General features: G+C 68.6%; 14 protein-coding genes. 9 read left to right on the top strand and 5 right to left on the bottom strand.

What is annotated here, in order from left to right:
* Positions 1 to 104 precede the first annotated feature (104 nt).
* From ACWELQ_RS04900 to ACWELQ_RS04890, 3 genes are read right to left on the bottom strand one after another with little or no spacing between them, the layout of a single operon-like run.
* Positions 105 to 2,456 (bottom strand): AAA family ATPase, encoded by a 2,352-nt coding sequence (locus tag ACWELQ_RS04900; protein WP_452395702.1) that lies wholly within the window; start codon positions 2,454 to 2,456, stop codon positions 105 to 107.
* A 32-nt stretch (positions 2,457 to 2,488) separates the two neighbouring features.
* Positions 2,489 to 3,403: a CDP-diacylglycerol--serine O-phosphatidyltransferase gene (gene pssA, locus ACWELQ_RS04895; RefSeq protein WP_452395723.1), complete on the bottom strand. Its 915-nt coding sequence runs from the start codon at positions 3,401 to 3,403 to the stop codon at positions 2,489 to 2,491.
* Positions 3,403 to 4,119, bottom strand: a complete 717-nt coding sequence (locus tag ACWELQ_RS04890; protein WP_452395722.1) for a phosphatidylserine decarboxylase — start codon at positions 4,117 to 4,119, stop codon at positions 3,403 to 3,405. The genes pssA and ACWELQ_RS04890 overlap by 1 nt, the downstream gene beginning before the upstream one ends.
* A 285-nt stretch (positions 4,120 to 4,404) precedes the next feature.
* On the opposite strand from ACWELQ_RS04890, the gene ACWELQ_RS04885 reads away from it, so the two are divergent.
* The gene (locus ACWELQ_RS04885) at positions 4,405 to 5,433 is read left to right on the top strand and encodes a beta-ketoacyl-ACP synthase III (protein WP_452395701.1); all 1,029 of its coding nucleotides are present in this window, start codon (positions 4,405 to 4,407) and stop codon (positions 5,431 to 5,433) included.
* Here the strand turns inward: ACWELQ_RS04885 and ACWELQ_RS04880 are convergent, their stop codons facing one another.
* Positions 5,434 to 6,135: an SIMPL domain-containing protein gene (locus ACWELQ_RS04880; RefSeq protein ID WP_452395700.1), complete on the bottom strand. Its 702-nt coding sequence runs from the start codon at positions 6,133 to 6,135 to the stop codon at positions 5,434 to 5,436. It lies immediately after the preceding gene.
* A 15-nt stretch (positions 6,136 to 6,150) separates the two neighbouring features.
* A complete protein-coding gene (locus ACWELQ_RS04875) occupies positions 6,151 to 6,609 on the bottom strand; it encodes an SRPBCC family protein (protein ID WP_452395699.1) in 459 nt (152 codons plus the stop codon).
* Positions 6,610 to 6,870: 261 nt separating this feature from the next.
* On the opposite strand from ACWELQ_RS04875, the gene ACWELQ_RS04870 reads away from it, so the two are divergent.
* The 8 genes from ACWELQ_RS04870 to ACWELQ_RS04835 all read left to right on the top strand — a co-directional run bounded on the left by ACWELQ_RS04870 (position 6,871) and on the right by ACWELQ_RS04835 (position 14,307).
* On the top strand, positions 6,871 to 7,062 hold the full coding sequence (locus ACWELQ_RS04870) for a hypothetical protein (RefSeq protein ID WP_452395698.1): 192 nt from the start codon (positions 6,871 to 6,873) through the stop codon (positions 7,060 to 7,062).
* A 107-nt stretch (positions 7,063 to 7,169) separates the two neighbouring features.
* Positions 7,170 to 8,843, top strand: coding sequence for an FAD-dependent oxidoreductase (locus ACWELQ_RS04865; protein WP_452395697.1), 1,674 nt, complete (start codon positions 7,170 to 7,172; stop codon positions 8,841 to 8,843).
* A 12-nt stretch (positions 8,844 to 8,855) separates the two neighbouring features.
* The gene (locus tag ACWELQ_RS04860; RefSeq protein WP_452395696.1) at positions 8,856 to 10,319 is read left to right on the top strand and encodes an ATP-binding protein; all 1,464 of its coding nucleotides are present in this window, start codon (positions 8,856 to 8,858) and stop codon (positions 10,317 to 10,319) included.
* The gene (locus ACWELQ_RS04855; RefSeq protein ID WP_452395695.1) at positions 10,319 to 10,672 is read left to right on the top strand and encodes a UBP-type zinc finger domain-containing protein; all 354 of its coding nucleotides are present in this window, start codon (positions 10,319 to 10,321) and stop codon (positions 10,670 to 10,672) included. Before ACWELQ_RS04860 ends, ACWELQ_RS04855 begins: the two co-directional genes overlap by 1 nt.
* A gap of 133 nt (positions 10,673 to 10,805) precedes the next feature.
* Positions 10,806 to 11,237, top strand: coding sequence for a hypothetical protein (locus ACWELQ_RS04850; protein WP_452395694.1), 432 nt, complete (start codon positions 10,806 to 10,808; stop codon positions 11,235 to 11,237).
* Between the two features lie 147 nt (positions 11,238 to 11,384).
* Positions 11,385 to 12,272 (top strand): RNA polymerase sigma-70 factor, encoded by an 888-nt coding sequence (locus tag ACWELQ_RS04845; protein WP_452395693.1) that lies wholly within the window; start codon positions 11,385 to 11,387, stop codon positions 12,270 to 12,272.
* 131 nt (positions 12,273 to 12,403) lie between these two features.
* The gene (locus tag ACWELQ_RS04840; RefSeq protein WP_452395692.1) at positions 12,404 to 13,486 is read left to right on the top strand and encodes an NAD(P)/FAD-dependent oxidoreductase; all 1,083 of its coding nucleotides are present in this window, start codon (positions 12,404 to 12,406) and stop codon (positions 13,484 to 13,486) included.
* A gap of 65 nt (positions 13,487 to 13,551) precedes the next feature.
* Positions 13,552 to 14,307, top strand: coding sequence for a Clp protease N-terminal domain-containing protein (locus ACWELQ_RS04835; RefSeq protein ID WP_452395691.1), 756 nt, complete (start codon positions 13,552 to 13,554; stop codon positions 14,305 to 14,307).
* Positions 14,308 to 14,428 lie beyond the last annotated feature (121 nt).

Genomic DNA, 14,428 nt, shown 5'->3' with positions numbered 1-14,428 from the left:
ATAGGCGGACCGGTTGGTTCGACTCGCCTACTTTGCGAATATTCCGCGATCTTCGAGCAATCGCGGCTGAATCAGACTTATCGGTCTTGTTTTGTGTCGGCGGGTCACACGTATCCGGACGGATCGCCCGCCTGCCCGGCCGACTCCCGCGACTCCGCATACCGCCGCAGCGACTCCACCTGGATCGGATCCAGCGACGGCCGCACCACCCTCCGCGCGGCCGCGATGTCCTCCGCCCGCACCTCCCCGGCCTCGATATCGCGGCGCATGGCGGCCAGCGCCGCCTCCCGCAGCAGGGCCGTGCAGTCCGCCGACGAATAGCCTTCGAGCTCCTCGGCCAGCCGCATCAGCTTGGCGTCCGTGGTCAGGGAGGTGAACTTCGCCGTGGTCCGCCGCACCAGATTGCGCAGAATGTCGGCGCGCGCCTTGGCATCCGGCGGCGGCACGAACACCAGCCGCTCGAGCCGTCCGGGCCGCAGCACCGCCGGATCGATCAACTCGGGCCGGTTCGTCGCGCCGACCACCACCACATCGCGCAGCGGCTCCGCGCCGTCGAGCTCGGTCAGCAATGCCGCCACCACCCGGTCGGTCACCCCGGCGTCGCTGGCCTGACCGCGTCGCGGCGCGAGCGCGTCCACCTCGTCCAGGAAGATCAGCGACGGCGCGGAATCCCGCGCCCGCTGGAACAATTCGCGCACCGCCCGCTCGGAGGAACCCACCCACTTGTCCAGCAGCTCCGCGCCCTTCACCGCGTGCACGCTCAACTGACCGGTCCCGGCCAGCGCCCGCACCAGGAAGGTCTTGCCGCAGCCCGGGGGCCCGTACAGCAGCACGCCGCGCGGCGGCTCGATCCCGAGGCGCGCGAACGAATCCGGATGCTGCAGCGGCCACAGCACCGCCTCGGTGAGGGCCTGCTTGGTCTCGCCCATGCCGCCCACATCGTCGAGACTCGTATTGCCGATGGTCCATTCCGCGGAGCCCGACCTCGATAAAGGGCGGATCACCTCCAGCGCCCCGGTCAGATCCTCCTGCAGCAGCATCGGGTCCACCTCGTGCCCGGCGGCCTCGTGCTCGCGGCTCGCGCGCGCCGCCGCCCGCAGCGCCGCCTCCCGCACCAGCGCGGACAGATCCGACACCACGAATCCCGGTGTCCGTGCGGCGATCTCGTCCAGCTTCAGACCGTCGGACGGGACATCACGCAGCAATCGCTCCAGCAGCGCGGTGCGCACCGCGCCGTTGGGCAGGGGCAGCGACACCTCGCGGTCGAAGAGCTCCGGTGCGCGCAGCCGGGCATCGATACCCACCGCGTTCGACGTGGTCGCCAGCACCGCGACCGCCGGACGCGCTATGGCGCAGCGCAATTGATCCAGGATCAGAGCGGCCACCGGATCCGGCGTATCGGGCAGCAGGGCGTCGATATCGGTGATCAGCAGGATTCCGCCCTGACCGGAACAGATCTCGGCCACCCGGTTGGAGACCTCGAGCAAGCGACTCCCGCTCTCGAGCGAACCGACCGCCGGACCGTCGATTTCCACCAGGCGCCGCCCACCGGGCTTCTTACCCGCCGACGCCACCGCCCGCGCCAACGTCGCCTTGCCGGCCCCCGCGGGGCCGGTGATCAGCGCCCCCAGATGCGGCGAGGCGCCAAGGGTTTTCAGCAGGTTCGGCTCATCGAGGGAGAGCTTGAGCCACTCCGTCAGCTTCGCCGCCTGCGTCTGTACCCCGGCGAGATCCGCCACCGTGAGTGTGCGATCGGCGGGCCGGGACGTCGCCGGATCGGGGCTACCCGCGGTGGACGTGCCCGTACTAGACGCGGCCGAGCCCGGACGTTCCGCCATCAGGCTCGGCGAGATCAGGGGCGCGTCGTCCAGCAGCCCGTGCGGAGTGTCGGTGACGCCCCCGGGCAGGCCCAGGGTCACCGAGGTACTGGGCCGGATCGTCACGGGCCCGGGATGCGGATCGGTGGCGGTCACCCGCAGCACCTCCGAGGTCCACGCGATTCGCAAGCCGGCCAGCGCCTTTCGCGCGGCCGCCGGGTTGTCGCCCGGCAGCAGATCGCGTGGCAACAGGGTCACGCTGTCGCCGACGGTCACCACCTTGCCCAGCAAGGCTTGGCGCAGCGTCGCGGCGGGAATGGTGCCCGCCAGCGCCGAGCCGGAGACGGTGACCTGCCGGGCATCGGACTCGAACGCCGGGAGGATGGTCACCGGCTCGTCCTCGCGCACCTTCGCGTTGCTCAGCGTCACCTCGTCGAGCAGCGCGAACTTCGGGCCGAGGTGCTGCGTCGGCTTGAACTCCCCGACCACCGCGGTGGTGCGTCGTCCACCGAGCAGGGTGATCCCCGCGCCCGGGGTCAACCCCAGCGCCATCAGGACTTCCGGGTGCAGCCGCACCAATCCCCAGCGGGCGTCGCCACCGGCGGAGTTCAGGCGAGCGGTCAGCTTGATTTCCGGCACCCGTCAATTCTGCCTGTGCCGACCGCCCGACTTCAGCGGTTGGCGCGGTTGGGCACCCGATCGCGCGGACCCGGGCGGCGCAGACGCAGCCGGGCGGTGGACACCTTGGGCACCCGCCCGGCCAGCGGGCGCTGGCGGCGCTGCGCCCGGCGCTGGGCGCGACGCTCGGCGGGCTTGTGATTCCAGGTCTCCGGGCGCGCGGCCACCCAGCGCGCCGAATGCACGGCGAACGGAATGTGGCACAGGTACAAGGCGACCAGGGCCATCATCAGGATCAGCGGGTAGGTGACCAGCAGGGCGGCGGCCAGGCCGACCAGCACCAGCAGGATCGGCGCGGTGCGCGGAGCCACCGACACGGACTTCACCGCCAGCGTCGGCAGCGTGCTCACACACAGCAGACCGGTGAGCACGGTCCACACCGCCACCACCGGGAAGCTCACCCACCAGCCGTCGTGGAACTGCTCCGACAACGCGATCGGCAGCAGCGCGATCAGCGCGCCCGCGGGCGCGGGCACCCCGGTGAAGTACTCCCGCTGCCAATCCGGCCGATTGTCGTCGTCCATCAGCGTGTTGAAGCGGGCCAGCCGCAACACCATGCAGACCGCGAACATCAGCGCGATGATCCAGCCGATGCTGTCGGCGTGCAGGAAGCTCACGTACAGCACCAGCGCGGGCGTGACACCGAAAGCGATGGCGTCCGAGAGCGAATCCAGCTCCGCGCCCATCTTGGTGGTGGCGTCCAGCATGCGGGCGATGCGGCCGTCCAGCATGTCGAACACCGCGGCCGCGCCGACCAGCGCCAGCGCGATGCTGAGCTTGTCCTCCATGGCGAACTTCACCGCGGACAGGCCCGAGCACAGCCCGAGAATGGTCACCATGCTGGGCAGCAGCATGACGGTGCGATTGCGGCGACGCTGGCCGTTCGGCGTGGGCGCGAGTTGCTCCATCATGAATCCAGTTCGGCCAGCACCGTTTCCGCGCCGATGGTCCGCTGCCCCGGCGTCACCAGCAGAGCGGTACCGGCCGGGAAGTAGGTGTCCACGCGCGAACCGAACCGGATCAGGCCGTACGTGTCACCGATGCCGATCTTGTCCCCGGCCTTGGCCTCGCAGATGATGCGGCGCGCCAGCAGCCCGGCGATCTGCACCACCACCACGCGCTGCCCGGACGCGGTCTCGATGACCATGCTGTTGCGCTCGTTGCGGTCGCTGGCCTCGGGCAGGTCGGCGGAGAGGAACTGGCCCTTCTGATAGGCGATCTGCTCCACCAGGCCGCTCACCGGCACCCGCTGCACATGCACGTCCAACACCGACAGGAAGATGCTCACGCGCGGCAGCGGCGCGTCACCGAGGCCGAGTTCCGCGGGCGGCACGGCCATATCGACGAGGGCGACCTCACCGTCGGCGGGGGCGACCACGACACCCGGCCGGTTCGGCGGCACCCGATGCGGGTGGCGGAAGAAGGTGGCGCAGGCTGCGGCCGCCAGCAAACCCGTGCGACGCAGCCACTTTCGCCGATAACCCAGGGTGGCCACCGCGAGCGGCGCGGCCACGAACGGCAGACCCGCCGGATGCAGGGGCGGAACCGCTTTGCGGATCAGATCGGCGACGTGACCGAGGCCGGTCTGTTCCGGAGTGCCGGGCGGGGTGGGTCGGCGGGCCACAAGCTCCTCTTTCATGCGCGGATAGGTGCGGTCTTTGACCGCGATCACAGCGTACGGGAAGCGCGTTCAACGCTCGCGTTCTCGGTTCCTGAACGGCCGCTGTCCTGGGCCTGAAAGGTTGGTGACCTACCTGGCAATACCCCGCGATTGTGAGGATACGCACTCACTTGACCGGCTAAGCCGATTAAGCTGAGGCAGCCTCATGTCTGCGGTGACATCAGTTCCGCGGGGGGTGGGGAACCCGATGAAGGTCACGTTCGACGCGCAGTACATAGGAGAGAACCAATGGCTGCTCGAATTGCCTCGATCAGCGGGGCAGAGCACACGGCAATGCTCGGGCTCGGCGTGTACCGCCCCCAGCGAGTCGTCACCAACGATGAGGTCGCGGGACCCATCGATTCCAGCGACGAATGGATCCGGACCCGGTCCGGAATCCGTACCCGCCGCTTCGCCTCCCCCGGGGAGACGATCATCAGCATGAGCGCGGCGGCCGCGCGCGACGCCATCGAGGCCGCGGAGATCGATCCGGCGACGATCGATTGCGTCATCGTCGCCACCTCCACCTGGCTGCTGCTCACGCCCGCCGCGGCGCCGCAGATCGCCACCGAACTCGGTCTGGAAAACGTTGCGGCCTTCGATGTCTCGGCCGGCTGCGCGGGCTTCTGCCACGCCGTGGCCCTGGCCTCGGACCTGGTCAAGGGCGGCACCGCCCGCAAGGCCCTGGTCATCGGCGTGGAACGGCTGACCGACACGATCAACCCGACCGATCGCGGCACCGCCTTCCTGTTCGCCGACGGGGCGGGCGCGGTGGTGATCGGACCGGCCGACGAGGCGGGCATCGGCCCGACCGTCTGGGGCTCGGACGGCACCCAGCATCACGCCATCCGTCAGGACAAGGACTGGATGCAGTTCTTCGCCGAGATCGACGAGAAGGGTCTCGACGCCGTCCGGCCCTACCTCGCCATGGAGGGCACGGCCGTCTTCCGGTGGGCCGCACACTCTTTGGAGAAGGTCTGCCGCGACGCCATCGACCGCGCGGGACTCACCACCGACGACCTGGACGCCATGGTGCCGCACCAGGCCAACGGCCGCATCATCGAGATCATGGCCCGGGTCCTGAAACTCCCCGAGAGTTGCGCCCTGGCCAATGACATCGAGGAGACCGGCAATACCTCCGCCGCCTCGGTGCCACTGGCCATGGAGGCCATGATGCGCAACGGCGATGCCAAACCCGGCGGCACCGCCCTGCTCATCGCCTTCGGCGCGGGCCTGTCCTACGCCGCCCAGGTCGTCACCCTGCCGAACTGGAAGTAGCTACCCCATATCCCAGACGGCGGTCACCTCGAAGGTGACCGTCTGCTGGCCTGGTTCGAGGCTGACGTCCGGCGCTGCGCCCGGGACGGCCTGCCGGTACATCGGGGTCGGGGTCGGGGTGACGCCACTGCCGTTCTCGCTGATCGTCTTGACCGACTTCAGCTTCAGCCCCGACAGGTCCGCGTACTGCTGGGCGCGGCTCTTGGCGTCGTCGAAGGCGCGGGCGCGGGCATCCGACAACAGCTTGGTGTTGTCCTCCAACCCGAATGCCACCGAACTGATCCGGGTGTCGTTGCCGCCCGCCTGCACCGCGGCGGCCAGGACCGCCGACGCCTTGGGCAGATCCCGCACGGCCACATGCAGGGAATTGGTGGCGCGATACCCGGTGATGTTGTGCCCGTCCGGCCCGTAGGTGGGCTGGACGGACAGGTCACTGGTCTTGACGTCCTCGCGCTTGGCCCCCGCGGTGACCATGGCATCGGTGATCGCCTTGGCCTGGCCGTTGGCCTTGTCCACGGCCGCGGACACATCGGCCGCGCTCACCTCGGTGCCCAAGTCGGCATTGAGCACATCCGGTGTGCCCTGCACCTTCCCGGTCCCGGTGACGGTGACCGTGCGGTCGCCGGAACTCGAACTGCCGCAGCCGCTCAGCAGCAGCGCGACACCGGCGCCCGCGGCGCAGATCGCTGTAAGTCGTCGCATAGGCCGAACCTACGCTCAGCGCTCCACGGTTTGCTTGATCTTGCCGAGGGTTTCGTTCATCCCGGCGACGAGCGCGCCCTCGAACGGGACCTCGCCGCCGAAGGCGAGATCGATGCTCTTCTGCAGCCAGCCGGGCAGTTTGCCATTGGGCACGTCACGGCGCTGGGTGAGCCGGGTGCCGCCGTCGGCGGTGGGCTCGAGGGTGTAGCTCCAGACCGTCCGGTTCTCGGTCATGCGGAACGCGATCGCCTTGTTCGGTTCGAATCGCACGACCCGGGAGGTGGTCGGGTAGACGTAGCCCGACGCCTTGTTGAGATTCACCGTCCAGGTTCCGGTGTGCACGGTTCGTCCCAGCGGTTGCATACGGAGGGTCTGCGGACTGAATTCGCGAATGCGCTTCAGATCGGAGACGACACTCCAGACCCGCTCCGGCGCTGCCGCGATATCGATGGTGGCTTCGAGATTGTTCGGCAACATTGCCTCCGGGGACGTAACGGTCGGTACCGGGCATCCTAATTCGGGTGGCGTGGCTCACCTTCCCGCAGTGGTCCGGATCACCCCGCCCTACCTGCACGTATAGCTCGACCCGCTGGTTCATTCCCCGGCTGAAAATCAACTAGATCACATTACGGGGGTGTCGATGTCCGAAATGTAATGCGCGGCGCACAATGTGGGATAGACGAAGCATCAGACACCGCCACCAGCTTCCGATTGGGAAACGTGAGGTGATCGGCCGTGAACCTGCGCTCGCTCCTGCATCGTAAAACCACGATGGTTCCGCTCCTGCCCGCCGAAGAGCAGCGCGGAACCGATGCGGAGTCCACCGCGCCACCGCGACGCAAGAAGGCCAATGGGGCCCTCGAAGAACGACTCGAACGATTACTCACTCCGACCGAGCTGGATCTCGTTCAGCATCATCGGATTTGAGACCGGGTGCCCCCGATCTCGAGCACACGCGCCCGCGGGTTCAGCCTGACGCGAAAATGGCACGGTCCGACCGCTGCGGACTTGCCCTGCCATTCCATACTCGATAGGTGACTTCTCCAGCTGCCGCCAAGCCGGCCATTCTCAGCGTCGACGACGATCCCGGCGTCTCGCGGGCGGTGGTGCGAGACCTGCGCCGCCGGTACGGGGCGGACTATCGGATTCTGCGCGCGGAGTCCGGCGCCGATGCGCTCGAGGCACTGCGCGAGATGAAACTGCGGGGACAGCCGGTCGCGGTCCTGATCGCCGACTACCGGATGCCCGGCATGAACGGGGTGGAATTCCTGGAGCAGGCCATGGACCTGCATCCCTACGCGCGCCGCGTGCTGCTGACCGCCTACGCGGACACCAATGCCGCCATCGAGGCCATCAATGTGGTCGACCTGGACCATTACCTGCTCAAGCCGTGGGATCCGCCGGAGGAGAAGCTCTACCCGGTGGTCGACGCGCTGCTGGAAGCGTGGCGCGGTGACGAGCACAAGCCGGTCACCGAGACCAAGGTGCTGGGCCACCGCTGGTCGGCGCGCTGCTCGGAGGTGCGGGAGTTCCTGGCGCGCAACCAGTTGCCGTATCGCTGGTACCAGGTCGACGAGCCGGAGGGCGCGCGCCTGCTGACCGCCGCCAATGCCACCGAGGACCAGTGCCCGGTGATCATCAGCTCCTCCGGCGAGGTGCTGATCATGCCCACCGACGCGCAGCTGGCCGAGGGCGTCGGCCTCAATACCGATGCCTCCAGCGACTTCTACGACCTGATCGTGGTCGGCGGCGGACCGGCCGGTCTCGGCGCGGCGGTTTACGGCGCGTCGGAGGGTCTGCGCACCGTCCTGGTGGAACGCACCGCCACCGGCGGGCAGGCCGGGCAGAGCTCCCGCATCGAGAACTACCTGGGCTTCCCGGACGGGGTGTCCGGTGCGCAGCTGGCCGACCGGGCCCGGCGGCAGGCCGTGAAATTCGGGGCCGAGCTGATCACCGCCCGCGAGGTGGTGGGGCTCGAGGCGTGCGGCGCGGCCCGCGTGGTGCGCTTCGCCGACGGCGGCACGGTCGCCGCGCATTCGGTGCTCATCGCGACCGGCGTCAACTACCGGCACCACCCGGCCCCCGGCGTGGACGAGTACACCGGGCGCGGCGTCTACTACGGCTCGGCCATGACCGAGGCCAGCGATTGTGCCGACAAGGACGTCTACATCGTGGGCGGCGCGAACTCGGCCGGTCAGGCGGCGGTGTTCCTTTCCCGGCGGGCCGCCACCGTGCACATCCTGGTGCGCGGCGAGTCGCTGGAAGCGTCCATGTCGCACTACCTGATCCAGCAGATCGAGCAGATCCCCAACATCAAGGTGCACACCCGCACCGAGGTGGTGTCCGCCGACGGCGACGACCACCTCGAGCGCATCGTGCTCCGCAACAACGACACCGGCGTGGAAGAAAAGGTGGACACCGAGCGGTTGTTCCTGTTCATCGGCGCGGCGCCGGAAACCGACTGGCTCGACGGCATGGTCAAACGTGACGCCAACGGCTACGTGCTCGCCGGACCGGACCTGATGGTGGACGGCGAACGGCCCGCGGGCTGGGAACTGCCGCGCCCCCCACAGCATCTCGAGACCAGCGTGCCCGGCGTGTTCGTGGCCGGAGACGTGCGATCGGAATCCGCGAAGCGGGTCGCCTCGGCGGTCGGCGAGGGCGCGATGGCCGTCATGCTGGTGCACCGCTGGCTCGCGAAACAGTAGGAGTAGGCCGACATGGGCAACACCCGATTGATCTGCGACCCGAACGAACTGCGCAAGCTGTTCCTGTTCGAGAAGCTCGACGCCGACCAGCTGGCCTGGCTGTGCCGCGACGGCCGCGTCGAAATGTTCGAGCCCGGACTGGTTTTCCGCGAGGGCGACCCGGCCACCTGCTTCTACGTCCTGATGGACGGCGAGGTGGTGCTGACCAAGAACTCGAGCGGCGAGGAGATCGAGCTCGTCCGCACCGAGCACGTCGGCTCCTACTCGGGCGCGTGGACGGCGTACATGGGCGACAAGGTCGAGCAGACCTACACCGCGTCGTTCTATGTCACGCGGCCCTCGAAGTTCTTCGTCCTCGACGCGGGCACCTTCGCGAAGATGATGCAGGACTGGTTCCCGATGGCGCTGCACCTGCTCGAGGGCGTCTTCTTCGGCAACCGCAACGCCAATGAGCGCATCGGGCAGCGGGAACGACTGCTGGCGCTGGGTTCGCTGTCGGCGGGTCTGACCCACGAGCTGAACAATCCGGCCGCCGCCGCGGTGCGCGCCACCTCCTCGCTGCGCGAGCGGGTCGCGGGCATGCGGCACAAGCTGAAGATGATGGCGCACGGCAAGTTCGACTCCAAGGCTCTCGAATCGCTGGTGCAGCTGCAGGAGGAGGCGGCCGCGCAGGTCGCCAAGGCTCCCACGCTCACCTCCATGGAGGCCGCCGACCGCGAGGACGAGCTGGGCGACTGGCTCGAGGAGCACGGCATCGCCAACGGCTGGGATCTCGCGCCCAACTTCGTGCAGGCCGGGTTCGACACCGACTGGCTGGAGAAGGTGGCCGGGACCCTGTCCGGTTGTGGCCCCGAGGTTTTCGAGGGCGCGATCCGCTGGCTCAACTACACGGTCGAGACCGAATTGCTGATGAACGAGATCACCGATTCGACCACCCGCATCTCCTCGCTGGTGAACGCGGCCAAGCAGTACTCGCAGATGGACCGCGCCCCGTTCCAGGTGTCGGACCTGCACGAACTGCTGGACTCCACGCTGGTGATGCTGGCGCGCAAGATCGGCGACGACATCACGGTGGTCAAGGAATACGATCCGGCGCTGCCGCTGGTGCCCTGCTACGCCGCCGAACTCAACCAGGTGTGGACCAACCTGATCGACAACGCGGTCGCGGCGATGGAGGGGCACGGCACGCTCACTGTCCGGACTTACCGCGAAGGTGATTGTGCCGCAGTGGAAATCGGTGATACTGGACCGGGTGTCCCGGAGGAGATCCGCACGCGCATCTTCGAGCCGTTCTTCACCACCAAGCCGGTCGGCGAGGGCACCGGGCTGGGCCTGGACATCTCGTTCCGGATCGTGGTGAACAAGCATCACGGTGACATCCGGGTCGAATCCGAGCCCGGGAACACGCGTTTCATCGTCCGGCTGCCGCTCGAAGCGGCGGCTCCCGCGGAACCGGTTACGACGGAAGGCAACTGATGACCGAACAGATCGAAGGCATCGACACCGCGGTGTCGCCCAGCGGAACCGGATGCGTGGAATGCGACGCGGCGGGCGGCTGGTGGGTGCACCTGCGCCGGTGCGCGCAGTGCGGGCACGTCGGCTGTTGCGACATGTCGCCGAACCAGCACGGCACCAAGCATTTCGAGTCCACCGGGCACCCGTTCATCCAGAGCTTCGAGCCGGGTGAGGAGTGGTACTACAACTTCGAGAACAAGGAGATGTACGAGGGCGGCCCGGAACTCGCGCCGCCGCACGCGCATCCGCTGGATCAGCCGGTGCCGGGCCCGCGCGGGCGCGTCCCCGCCGACTGGCAGTCGCACCTGCACTGAGCCGACCCGCGCCCGCGGTGTGAAATCCGCGGGTCCGAACTTTTTCTTCCAGGAGTTGCCGGGGCCGGGTACGCTGCGAGCGCCCCGGCCGGTCCGGTGCGAGACACTCTTTGGAAAGTTCGGAAAGCAGGGTATGAAGCGTCTTTCGATCGTCGCCCTCGCGGCAGCTGCGATGGCGTTGAGTCTCGTCGGCTGTGGTTCGGACAAATCCGGTGATACCAGCGGGTTGAAACAGGCCGCGACCACCACCGCGGCCAGAACCACCAGTCCGGCCGCTTCGACCGCCACCACCCCGTTCCAGCCGCCCGAACCGGCCGCCGCCACCAGCGCCACCACCGCGAAGAAGACGAGCGCGCCCGCCGGCGCCGCGACCACCTGCGGCGACTTCCGCGATTTGACCGATGACACCGAGAAGCAGGTCATCGATCAGATCCTGGCCGCCAATCCGGGCTCGTTCCTGGACGGCAGCCCGAACGTGGCGCTGGGCACCGCGAAGCTCGCCTGCCTGGCGAGCACCTACGCCAACACCCCCGTCGCGGTCGCAATCCGGGTGGCTCCCAAATAGTTTCGCCGGTGATCTCCGTTAGGGATCCATTGGCCGTCCGTCAGTGCGGCGGTGCACGGTGGCGGGGTGTGGATAGTCACCACCGTGATGCGCCGCCGCAGGCGTAATGTCGCCCTCCTAGTGCGCACAACGAGGACGGGTAAGCAGATGGACGCCCCTGGGCTGGTCGAATTCGAGCGTCATCGGCCGCGGTTGTTCGCGCTCGCCTACCGGATGTTCGGTTCGGCGGCGGAGGCGGAGGACGCCGTGCAGGAGACCTACCTGCGCTGGGACGCCTCCAATCGGGCCGAAATCCGTTCCGCCGAAGCCTGGTTGACCACCATCCTGGTGAATCTCTGCCGCAGCTGGCTGGATTCGGCCCGCGCGCGCCGGGAACTGTACGTGGGCCCGTGGCTGCCGGAGCCGGTGCCGACCGCCCACGGCGAACTCGGCCCGCTGGAATCGGCCGAGCAGCGGGAACTGGTCTCGATGGCCTTCCTGACCCTGGCCGAACGGCTCAGCCCCACCGAACGCGCGGTCTTCGTGCTGCGCGAGGCGTTCGGGTACGCGCACCGCGAGATCGCCGACATGCTCGGCCTCACCGAGGCCAATTCGCAGCAGGTGTATCGCCGGGCCGCGCACCGGGTGCAGGAGGAGCGACCGCGCTTCGAACCGGCCCCGGCGCACGCGCGCGAACTGGTCGAGAAGTTCCTGAACGCGGCGCAATCCGGTGATCTCGCGGCGCTGGAGTCCATGTTCACCGCCGATATCGTCGCCCTGGCCGACGGCGGCTCCAAGGTCAATGCCGCCAAGCGGCCCATCGTCGGCATCGAGAAGGTGGCCCGCTACGTGCTGGGGCTGTTCAACAAGATCCCGAACGTGGCCGCCACCGTCGCCATCGGGGTCGAAGAGGTCAATGCCGCACCGGCCTTCGTGGTCCGGGACGGCGAGGCCGTGCTGGGCACCGTATCGGTCACCTTCGACGGGGAGTCGATCGCCGGGCTGCAGTTCGTCGTGAACCCGGACAAGCTGGTCTTTTTCCAGCGCGAGGGGTAGTGACCGTCCGGCGCGAACGGTTGTGACGCAGCACACATCCCGGATCTGTCAGGGATCGCGGGGCTGTCCGGTCTAGAGGGTGTCGGCTACCGAACGGGGCCGACGGGCACTTCTGGAGAAGGAGCACTCTCATGACCGGGCAGCATCGAATCGTCGTTCTGGGTGCGGGCTACGCGGGACTGGCCGCGGCCCAGCAGGCCGTGAAGGCGAAAGGCGCGCAGGTGACCGTCATCGACCTGCATACCGAGTTCGTGGACCGGGTGCGGCTGCACCAGGTCGCCGCCGGACAGGACGTGGCGCGCTGGGAACTGCGGAAGACCCTGGCCGCCAAGGGGATCGAATTCGTCAACGGCCGCGCGGAGCGCATCGACACCGCCGCCCGCCGGGTCGAATTGGCAGGCGGCGACGCCGTCGCCTACGACACCCTGATCTACGCGCTCGGCAGCCGCGCCGACCTCTCGATGGTGCCCGGCGCGGCCGAATTCGCCCACACCGTGGCGACTTCGGAAGACGTGCACCGGATTCCGGCGCTCGCGGGCCGGGTCGCCGTCGTGGGCGGCGGCGCGACCGGGATCGAGACCGCCACCGAGCTGGCCGAGGCCAACCCGGATCTCGAAGTGGTGCTGGTGAATTCGGATGAGCCCGGCAGCTGGCTGATCCCCAAGGCGGTGGCGCACATTCGCACCGTGCTGGATCGTCTCGGTGTCCAGGTGCGGGTCGCCAAGGTGGCCGCGGTCACCGCCACCGGTCTGGAGCTGGTCGGCGGCGAGCACCTCGAGGCCGACATCGTGCTCTGGACAACGGGTTTCACCGTGCCGGCGGTGGCGGCCGACTCGGGTCTGCCGGTGGACGGTCGCGGCCGGGTGCTGGTCGACGACCGGCTGCGGGTGCGGGGCGTCGAGGGTGTGTACGCGGTCGGCGACGCGGCGGTGATGATCGGGCACAACGGCCGCGAGGCGCGGATGTCGTGCCAGGCGGCGCAGCCCGCGGGCAAGTACGTCGGCGCGGCGGTGGCGTCGGTGCTGCGCGGTAAGCAGCCCGCGCCCTACCTGCCGCGTTTCGTGCTGACCTGCATGAGCCTGGGGCGCCGCGACGGTCTGGTCCAGGTCATGAAGGCCGACGATTCGAACGGCAGCATGGCGCTGACCGGTCGTCCGGCGGCGTGGGTGAAGGAGCAGATCGTGGGCGCGGTCGGCCGGGCGGCGAAGCCCTGAGCCCATCGCGCAAAATCGTCAACCAACAGTTGACCGACATCTCTTGGTCAACCTACAGTTGACGTATGACGAACCCTATCCGCCTCGACGACCTGATCGACGGCATCAAGAAGGCCCGCCCCGACGACGTACTCGAACAGCTCTCCGACGCCGTGGTCCTCGGCAACCACATCGGCGAGGTGGCCGACCATCTGATCGGCCACTTCGTCGACCAGGCCCGCCGCTCCGGCGCGTCCTGGACCGATATCGGCTCGAGCATGGGCGTCACCAAGCAGGCCGCGCAGAAGCGCTTCGTGCCCAAGGCCCCCGCCGACCCGGGCCAGACCGCCGCCCTCGACCCCAATGCGGGCTTCGCCCGCTTCACGCCGCGCGCCCGGCACGTCGTGATGGCCGCCCAGGAAGCGGCCAAGGCTGTCGGCAATATCGAAATCCGGCCCGAGCACCTGGTGCTGGGCCTGCTCGCCGAGCCGAAATCCCTTGCGGTGAAGGTCATCAACGCCAAGGGCATCTCCGAGGACGCGTTGCGCCGGGTTGCCACCGCCGCTCTGCCCGCCGCCACCGGCGACCCTGTCCCCGCGCTCGTCCCCTTCGACGCGCAGGCCCGCAAGGCCCTCGAACTGACCTTCCGCGAGGCGCTGCGCCTGGGCCACAACTACATCGGCACCGAGCATCTGCTGCTGGCCCTGCTGGATCTGGAGAACGGTTCCGGCGTGCTGACCGGCCTGGGGCTGGACAAGGACGCGGTGTCCATCGATATCGCGACCCTGCTCGGTTCGCTGCCCGTGCCCGGCGTCACCGTCCCCGCCGCCGATCCGGAGTAGTCGGCGTGTCGCTCCACCATGCTGCCGACCTGGTGATGTAGGGCTCGCGATCGTTCCCGCGCCACCGGGTCCCATGGTGTGCGTGATGCGGCAGATACGATTGTGGAATGGCGGGCGACGA

This window comes from Nocardia sp. NPDC004722 (genome assembly GCF_053601505.1).
The sequence above is the reverse complement of the archived record's forward strand: the minus strand, read 5'-3'. Positions and strand labels throughout refer to the sequence as shown.

What these genes read in the sequence shown, in the direction of transcription:
- ACWELQ_RS04880 (WP_452395700.1), bottom strand. Translation starts at nt 6,135, where the DNA reads ATGCGACGACTTACAGCGATCTGCGCCGCGGGCGCCGGTGTCGCGCTG.
- ACWELQ_RS04840 (WP_452395692.1), top strand. Translation starts at nt 12,404, where the DNA reads ATGACCGGGCAGCATCGAATCGTCGTTCTGGGTGCGGGCTACGCGGGA.
- ACWELQ_RS04885 (WP_452395701.1), top strand. Translation starts at nt 4,405, where the DNA reads ATGGCTGCTCGAATTGCCTCGATCAGCGGGGCAGAGCACACGGCAATG.
- ACWELQ_RS04860 (WP_452395696.1), top strand. Translation starts at nt 8,856, where the DNA reads ATGGGCAACACCCGATTGATCTGCGACCCGAACGAACTGCGCAAGCTG.
- ACWELQ_RS04845 (WP_452395693.1), top strand. Translation starts at nt 11,385, where the DNA reads ATGGACGCCCCTGGGCTGGTCGAATTCGAGCGTCATCGGCCGCGGTTG.
- pssA (WP_452395723.1), bottom strand. Translation starts at nt 3,403, where the DNA reads ATGGAGCAACTCGCGCCCACGCCGAACGGCCAGCGTCGCCGCAATCGC.
- ACWELQ_RS04835 (WP_452395691.1), top strand. Translation starts at nt 13,552, where the DNA reads ATGACGAACCCTATCCGCCTCGACGACCTGATCGACGGCATCAAGAAG.
- ACWELQ_RS04850 (WP_452395694.1), top strand. Translation starts at nt 10,806, where the DNA reads ATGAAGCGTCTTTCGATCGTCGCCCTCGCGGCAGCTGCGATGGCGTTG.
- ACWELQ_RS04855 (WP_452395695.1), top strand. Translation starts at nt 10,319, where the DNA reads ATGACCGAACAGATCGAAGGCATCGACACCGCGGTGTCGCCCAGCGGA.